This window comes from Photobacterium sp. R1, assembly GCF_054600795.1.
Map to the genome: position 1 here is coordinate 1 of NZ_BAAHZP010000285.1, position 335 is coordinate 335.

At 42.4% G+C, this 335-nt stretch carries 1 pseudogene; it reads left to right on the plus strand.

Annotation, left to right across the window (positions count from 1 at the left end):
* Positions 1–193 precede the first annotated feature (193 nt).
* Positions 194–335, plus strand: a pseudogene (locus ACYP03_RS25060) (AI-2E family transporter); the annotation flags it as partial.

A 335-nucleotide genomic window follows, 5' to 3' on the forward strand; every position in this document is an offset into this window, starting at 1 on the left:
AAATTAAAGTATCAGATCTAGTCTGAACTAATACCGTTTACAGTACTGACGTTTATCATCTGCCTGAACCTGCATGTGATATGTGCTGATATCGAATTCTGATGACACTGCCGTGTGTATGAAACATCACGGCCACTGTAGGCAACATAGTATCCAGCCCTATCAGCACTCATACTAAAAATCAGGAAGCAAGATGGATAAACAACCGGAACAGCATCAAAGCAAAGTTTTCATCGGCAATATGGTGGAATCAGCGATCCGTATCGGCTTGCTGCTGGTACTGCTGATGTTCACGTACGACATCATCAAGCCATTTATTATCCCTATGATTTGGG